Source organism: Streptomyces sp. MnatMP-M17, assembly GCF_900091995.1.
Taxonomy (GTDB): domain Bacteria; phylum Actinomycetota; class Actinomycetes; order Streptomycetales; family Streptomycetaceae; genus Streptomyces.
This window is the reverse complement of the sequence record NZ_FMDK01001113.1, coordinates 1-5,159: the sequence shown is the minus strand read 5'-3', so window position 1 is coordinate 5,159 and position 5,159 is coordinate 1. Positions and strand designations below refer to the sequence as shown.

The 5,159-nt window shown below is 69.7% G+C and carries 2 protein-coding genes and 2 pseudogenes; 2 read left to right on the top strand and 2 right to left on the bottom strand.

The genetic code is table 11. From position 1 onward, the window contains the following. Positions 1–193, bottom strand: a pseudogene (locus tag GA0115259_RS36710) (hypothetical protein); the annotation flags it as partial. Positions 194–409: 216 nt separating this feature from the next. Between GA0115259_RS36710 and GA0115259_RS36705 the strand changes: the two are divergent. Continuing rightward, positions 410–621: pseudogene (locus tag GA0115259_RS36705) on the top strand (helix-turn-helix domain-containing protein); the annotation flags it as partial. 140 nt (positions 622–761) lie between these two features. On the opposite strand, the gene GA0115259_RS36700 reads toward GA0115259_RS36705, so the two are convergent. Beyond that, positions 762–3,236: a SpoIIE family protein phosphatase gene (locus GA0115259_RS36700; RefSeq protein WP_237540756.1), complete on the bottom strand. Its 2,475-nt coding sequence runs from the start codon at positions 3,234–3,236 to the stop codon at positions 762–764. A gap of 306 nt (positions 3,237–3,542) precedes the next feature. On the opposite strand from GA0115259_RS36700, the gene GA0115259_RS36695 reads away from it, so the two are divergent. Further along, positions 3,543–5,159 (top strand): PAS domain-containing protein (locus tag GA0115259_RS36695; RefSeq protein WP_093604824.1); only part of this gene is annotated, 1,617 nt, incomplete at its 3' end.

Below are 5,159 nucleotides of genomic sequence, written 5' to 3'. Positions count from 1 at the left end.
GAGCGGACCGGCCGGCGGTACCGCCGTGGGAACCGCCGCTGTCCGTGCCGTCGACGCCCTTCCCGTCGGCAGTCGTCCCGCCCGGCGCGGATCCTCCGCCGGCCGCCGCGCCTCCGCAGCCGGTGAGCAGCAGGCCGGAGGCCAGCAGCGCGGCGGCCAGCCGTGGCCCTCTGCGAACGGAACTGACAGACATACCGAGACCTTTCGTCGTACTTTCGACGCGCGTTCGTCGTGTGCTCGTCATGCGCTCAAACGTGGAACACGACGGGATGCCGATCAGGTTGCCTCCGCGGCGAAAAATCCCTGACCGGGCCGGCCCGGACCCGTCCGGCCGTTCCTGGAGACAACAGGCGTTCCTGGGAGTGACAGGGCCAGGCGGCGGCCATGTCCGATCGCTGCCGTTGATGTCATGGACAGCAGCGACAACCGCATCGGCGAGTACCTCCGCGCCCGGCGCAATCTGGTTCGGCCGGAGGACGCGGACTGCCGGGCGGTGGCCTCCGTCGCGTGCCGGGACTACGGTGCGAGGAGGTGGCGATGCCGGCCGGTATCAGCGCCGACTACTACCTCCGGCTGGAACAAGGTCGCGATCACCGGCCCTCACCGGAAGTCAGGGAGTCGCCAGTCTGCGAACCGTGGTCGGGCCCGATGCCGGCGATCCTCCTGACCGCTTCCGGCGGCCCGGCGACGCAAGAGAATCCGATCACCGACCCGATCACCGACCCGCCGAGCGGCGAAAAGGAGTAGCCCACGGCTCGCGTTCATCCGTCCGCGGCTGCCGCCGAGCTGAGGTCGTACGCGGACACCGGTGTCAGTTCCTGTTCGGCCCATACGGTCTTGCCGTCCGTTGTGTAGCGAGTGCCGCGTCGGTGGGACATCTGCGCGACGAGGAAGAGGCCCCGGCCGTCCTCATCGGTGGTCCGGGCGTGGCGCAGACGCGGGAGGCTGTTGCTGGTGTCGGAGACCTCGCAGGTCAGCAGCTGGTGCCGGATCAGACGCAGACCGATCGGGCCGGCGGCGTGGCAGATGGCGTTGGTGACCAGTTCGCTGACGATCAGCTCGGTGGTCATGGCCAGATCCTCCAGCCCCCACTGGGTCAGTTGCCGTACGGCCAGGGACCGGGCGGTGCTGACGACGGCCGGGTCGGGCGGCAGCTCCCAGAAGACCGTCTGGCTCGGGCTGAGTGTGCGGGTCCGGGCGAGGAGCAGGGTGACATCGTCGTACGGTGCCGGCGTCTCCAGCGAATCGACCACGGCGGAGCAGAGGTCTTCCAGCGGAAGGCCCGGCTGTGCCGCCAGTACGGTGCTCAGGCGGTGTATCCCGGCGTCGATGTCCTGGTCGCGGCTCTCGACAAGACCGTCGGTGTAGAAGGCGAGCACGCTCGCCTCGGGCAGTTCCAGCTCCACGGACTCGAAGGGCACCAGTCCGAGGCCGAGCGGCGTTCCGGCGGGCAGGTCGGGGAAGGTGACCTGGCCGTCCGGGTCGACGATCGCGGGCGGCGGGTGGCCGGCCCGTGCCATCGTGCAGCGCCGGAGGACCGGATCGTAGACGGCGTACAGGCAGGTGGCCCCGAGGACCGCGGTGGCCGTGCCCTTGTCGTCCGCGTCCTCCTCGATGAGGCGGATGGCCAGATCGTCCAGATGGGCCAGCAGTTCGTCGGGCGGCAGGTCCATGTCCGCGAGGGTGTGCACGGCAGTACGGAGCCGGCCCATGGTCGCCGCCGCGTTGATGCCGTGCCCGACCACATCGCCGACGACCAGCGCCACCCGGGCGCCGGACAACGGGATCACATCGAACCAGTCGCCTCCGGCGCCGTGGCGGCTGTCGGCCGGCAGATAGTGCGAGGCCACCTCGACGGCGGTCCCGCCGGTGAGACGCTGCGGAAGCAGATTGCGCTGGAGCGCGAAGGCCGTGGCGCGTTCGCGGGTGTACCGATTGGCGTTGTCCAAGGAGAGCGCGGCCCGGTTGACGAGTTCCTCGGCGAGGAGCAGATCGTCCTCCTCGAACGGTGTCGGATCCTCCGTACGGGCGAAGAACGCGACACCCAGCACCGCGCCGCGCGCGTGGATCGGCACATACATGCAGGAGTGCATGCCGACCTCACGGATCTTCTTCACCCGTACCGGATCCTGGGAGAGCCATGAGCCAGGAGCGGTGTCCATGACTCGCTCCATACGGGACTTGCCTGAGGACAGAACGTATGTGAAGGGCGAATTCGGCGGTACGAAGACCGTCTCTCCGCGTGCCCACAGAGCCTCCGGGATTCCCGGCCGGATCGATGCCAGACCCGCCCGGCAGAACACAGGAACCTGTCCGCCCATCGGCCCCAGCCGGGCCAGGGACTCCTCGCCGAGCTGGACCGACTCGGCCAGGTCGACGGCGGCGAAGTCGGCGAGGAGCGGCACCGCGAGATCGGCCAGCTCCTGCCCGGTCCGCATGACGTCCAGGGTGCTGCCGATACGTGTGCTGGCCTCACCGATGATCGCCAGGCGTTCGCGCGCCTGCTCCCTGCGGGTGACGTCCACCCACATGGCGCACACGCCCAGTGCGCGGCCGTCCGGGTCCTCCAGACGGAAGATGGAGACCGAGAAGGTGCGCTCCCGGTGCCGGTCCACCGGCACCCATGCCCGGAACTCCAGGTCGGTCACCGGCTTGCCGGTGTTCAGCACGCGCCGCATCACCGCCTCGGCCTCTTCGGCCTCGGCGAGGCCGGGCAGTGACTCCGTCAGCCGGCGGCCCAGCCGCTCTTCGCGCGGGATGCCGTCCTGGAGTTCCAGGGTGTCGTTCACCCAGGTGCAACGGAGTTCCGCATCGCGGACGATGATGCCGACCGGAGCGCGGGCCAGCAGCGATTCGAGCGCCAGTCCGTCCGCCGCTCCTGGCGAGAGCGCCGCTGTGCCGGTCGCCGAGACCAGCCACTGCGCCCTTCTGTCCGCCCCGGAGAGCGGCGAGACCCGCACGCTCATATCGAGCCTGCGGCCGTCGCGGTGGCGGAGCGCCACAAATCCGGACCAGCCGCCCTGGGCGCGGCACTGTTCCACGAACGCCGACGCCTTCGGCGCGTCCCCGGAAGGGAGCAGCATGAGCCCGGCCGGCCGGCCCATCACTTCCGCGGCCGAGTACCCGAGCAGCCGCTCGGCGCCCGGCGTCCACCCGGCCACCGCCCCGCCCGCGTCCAGCACCGCCGTCGCCGCGCCGTCCATCCGTACCGACCTCTGCGCCACGTCGGGCGCCATGCGCTCAAGGTTGTCCACCGCGGCCATCCCGCCCGCGGGACACCTCCCGTACGACCGGCGTAGCGCCGGTCGTACGGTCGGGCCGATCGGCCGACAGCGCGCACTCAAAAGTCATTATTCCGACGTTAGCATGATTTGTAGACAATATTCAGACAACGCTACCGCAGTCGGGGCATCACGCGGAGTGTTCGGACCGCGGGCCGCCCGCACCAGTCCGGCGAACCGATCTAGACATTTATAGATTGATATGCCCGGGTAGGAGGCGGGTAGAAGGAATGCGCTCCGTCGGGGAACCAGGGAGCCGCAATGGATGAGCGTGCCAATGTCATGGGCGAGCCGGGCTTCTGCTTGCCCGCTCCCGCCATCGCGGTGCTGGACGGACACGGCAGGATCATGGAGTGGTCCGCCGAGGCGGAACACCTGGTGGGTATGACCTTCGCGGAGGTGAAGGGCCGGCCGTTCGCCGATCTGCTGGTCGCGCCGCCGACGTGGGCATCCGGAGCCGGCGGTACTGGCGCCGGCGGTACTCACGCGGTCCTTGTACGGTCCGCCTCGGACAAGGGCCAGGGCAGCGGCAGCGACCATGCCAGGACCGACAAGGACCAGGGCAAGGACGTCTTCCTGTGGGCGTCACCGCTGGTCGACTCCGGGCGCCGTCTCGTACTGCTCGTTCCGCTCGGCCAGGCACTGAGGTGGGGCCATGGACTCTCCTTCCTGAACGCGGTGTTCGGGCAGCAAATGGTCGGCGTGGCATTCCATGACACCGATCTGACCGTGGTGTGGACGAACATCACCTCGGAGATGTTCGGCGGCCCGCCACTGAATCCCGGTGACCGGCTGCACACCGTCATGCGGGTCGAGGACGCTGCGGCGGTCGAGGTGCTGCTGCGGCAGGTCCTGAAGACCGGTGTGCCCGTTCTCGGGCACGAGTCGCAGATGCGCTCCCGCAAACCCGGCGAGCGGGAGTGGACGCTGGCGCTGAACGTGATGCGCATGGAGAACATCCGGGGAGAGCCGGCCGGACTCATGGTGTCGGTCACCGATGTCACCGCGCGGAGCAGGATCCTGCGCCACCGGGATCTGCTGCACCGGTCCGCCAGCCGGCTGGGCATGTCCCTCGACATCACACGGACGGCGCGCGCCCTGGCCGATGTCGTGGTACCCGACCTGGCGAATCTCGTCACGGTCGACCTGGCCCAGCCCATCCTGTCCGGCGACGAACCACCGCAGGTGTTCGGCGGCGGCGAATCCGATCTGGTCCGCGTCGCGGTCGCCTCGACCGACGGCCCGTGGCCCGCGGAACTGCTCCAGGCCGGTGGCGTCTATCCCGCTCTGCCGCCGAGCCCGGAGCTGCGCCAGATACAGAAGAACCGTTCCGTCCGGCTGAGCCGGGACGAAGTGATCCACGCGCTGGGCGAGATGGCTCCGCTTCTCGTCCCGCCAGGTGCCCACACCCTGGCCGTCACACCGCTGCACGCCAGGGGCCGGGTGCTCGGCACGATCACGGCATGGCGCACCCGGCAGCCCGGCACGTTCGACAACACCGAGATGGAGCTGCTCGCGGAGATCGGCTCCCGGGCCGCGCTCGCCATCGACAACGCCCGCCGTTACGCCAGGGAGCACCGTACGGCGATGACCTTGCAGCAACGGCTTCTGCCACGGGCCACCACGGACACTCCGGCGGCCGAGACCGCCGCCATCTACCGGCCGGCCCACGGCGGACACGGCATCAGCGGAGACTGGTTCGACGCCATCCCGCTGCCGTCCCTGCGCGTGGCGCTGGTCGTCGGCGATGTCATCGGACACGGTCTGATCGCCACCGCCACGATGGGCCGGCTGCGTACGGCCATCCAGACCTTCGCCGATCTGGAACTGGATCCCGCGGAGGTCCTCACCCATGTCGACGACCTGGTCCACCGGCTC